Source organism: Streptomyces sp. NRRL WC-3549, from assembly GCF_000721935.1.
In the GTDB taxonomy this organism is placed as follows: Bacteria; Actinomycetota; Actinomycetes; order Streptomycetales; family Streptomycetaceae; genus Streptomyces.
On the sequence record NZ_KL585425.1, the window covers coordinates 85955 to 88098 of the forward strand.

Below are 2144 nucleotides of genomic sequence, written 5' to 3' on the forward strand. Positions count from 1 at the left end.
AGATGTGTATAAGAGACAGATACGTACCGGCCGGGCGGTCGTGGTCAGGGTGGGTCGACGGCCGTGACCAGCACGCTCAACTCGCAACCGGGGCCGTCGCGCCGGAGGTGGAGCGTCACGGCGATCCACCGTGCGTCGACCCGCCACAGCTGAAGGTACTCACAGCCGGCGACGGGGTCCGCCCAGGGTTCCGCCACCTCCTCCCCCGCCAGCATCCGCTCCTGCGCGCTCCACGCACTGACGATCTGGGGTTCGCCCCATCGCAGAGTGAGCAGGGTGACCAAGGCGTCGTGTTCCGCCTGGCATTGCGCCCGCCGGTCCATGAGCTCCGCGTCGTCGCCGGACCACAGCGCCTCTTCCCCGTACAGGTGGGCGGTGTGGTACCCGGGTCCGCTGACTCCCGAGCCCGACGCGGTGCGTTCCGAGGGGAATTCCCGGGAGCGCATTCCGTCGATGAGGCGAAGGTGATGAGCGGTGGTCATACCGTCAGTAAACCGTCCACCACTGACACATGACCCTCCCTCACCCGATTCCTGCGCCGGGCCGGCCGTTCCTGCCTGCGGGAGAGAGCGCCCCGGGGGCGGCGGACCCCGCCCCGAGCCGAACGGTCTCCGGGGCACCGTCCCGCACGGTGAGGCCGAGCTGTGGCACCCGCGGTGGTCGGTCCCGGCCGGAGCTCCCCTGACTGACCGGGCGTCCCCCGCGCACCCCCGAGGTCATCCCCGCGGCACCGGGCCGACGGAGCTGACCGGGGCCAGGGCCGACCCCGTACGCACCCCGTGCCGAGCCATGCCGCACGTCGTCTTCAGGCGCCCGCGCACGGTGATCCCGGGCGCCCCGACGACGGTCCCGGCTCCTGCGCGGACGCGGCGAAGGTCACCTCTCGATACCGGCTTCGGGGGTCTGTCGCTCCGGAGCCGGGCAGCGAGTACGATCCGCAGACACGCGCGCGACCTGGGAGGACACACCGTGGGCCGGCTGACCGGTGGGGACCCGTCTCTGCTGCGGCGGATCAATTCCGCGGTGGTACTGCACGCCCTGCGAGGGGCTCATTCGCCGACCCTCACGGATCTGACGCGCATCACCGGGCTCTCCCGCCCCACGGTCGAGGGCGTGGTCGAAGGACTCTTCGAGGCGGGCCTGGTCGTCGAGGCGGTGCCGGAGGACGGGGAGGCTCGGCGACAGGGCCGCCCTGCCCGGCGTTTCAGGTTCCGGGCCGAGGCGGGGTACCTGCTGGGCGTCGAGATCGGCTCGCACCGGGTGTCCGCCCTCTTGTCCGGGCTCGACGGCCGGATCATCGGTGCCGGGTCCCGGGAGGTGTCCGAGACCGCTGGCGCGGACGTCAGGCTGGACCAGGTCAGAGCGGTGATAGCCGACGTACTGCGGCGCACCGGGGTCGCCCGCAGCAGCCTGCGCGCGGTCGGGGTGGGCAGCCCCGGAATCGTGGAGGCGGACGGCACCGTGCGGCTCGGGACGGCGCTCCCGGACTGGACGGGGCTCCCCCTCGGTGAGCGGCTGCGCCGGTCCTTCCGCTGTCCCGTGCTGGTCGAGAACGACGCCAACGCCGCCGCGGTGGCCGAACACTGGAAGGGCGCGGCCACCGAGTCCGACGACATCGTCTTCGTTCTGGCGGGGCTGAGCCCCGGGGCCGGTTCGCTGATCGGGGGCCGGCTGCACCGGGGGTTCGGCGGCGCGGCCGGTGAGATCGGGGCGCTGCATCTGCTGGGCCGGGACGTCACGCCCGAGCACCTGCTCTCCACCACGGACACACCGCTGGACCCGCTGGACGAGCACGCGGTCGCCGCCGTGTTCGCCAAGGCACGGCACGGTGACGCCGGGGCCCAGGCCGCCGTCGAGAGGTTCATCCAGCGCCTCGTGCACGACGTCGCGGCTCTGGCGCTGGCACTCGACCCGGAGCTGGTGGTCGTCGGCGGCTGGGCCGCAGGGCTCGACGGGGTACTGGATCCGCTCCGCGACGAGCTGGCCCGGTACTGCCTGCGACCGCCCAGGGTGGCGCTCTCGCTGTTGGGCGAGGCGGCGGTCGCCACGGGCGCCCTGCGCCTGGCCCTGGACCACGTCGAGGAGCAGCTCTTCGCGGTCGAGGGAACAGCTGTCTCTTATACACATCTCTGATGGCGCGAGGG

2 protein-coding genes are annotated in these 2144 nt (G+C 72.8%); one reads left to right on the forward strand and one right to left on the reverse strand.

The features are described 5' to 3' along the window. Nucleotides 1-44: 44 nt before the first annotated feature. The gene (locus IH13_RS0128165; protein ID WP_031088784.1) at nt 45-482 is read right to left on the reverse strand and encodes a hypothetical protein; all 438 of its coding nucleotides are present in this window, start codon (nt 480-482) and stop codon (nt 45-47) included. Between the two features lie 487 nt (nt 483-969). Between IH13_RS0128165 and IH13_RS0128170 the strand changes: the two genes are divergently transcribed. Continuing rightward, on the forward strand, nt 970-2133 hold the full coding sequence (locus tag IH13_RS0128170; protein WP_031088785.1) for an ROK family transcriptional regulator: 1164 nt from the start codon (nt 970-972) through the stop codon (nt 2131-2133). Nucleotides 2134-2144 lie beyond the last annotated feature (11 nt).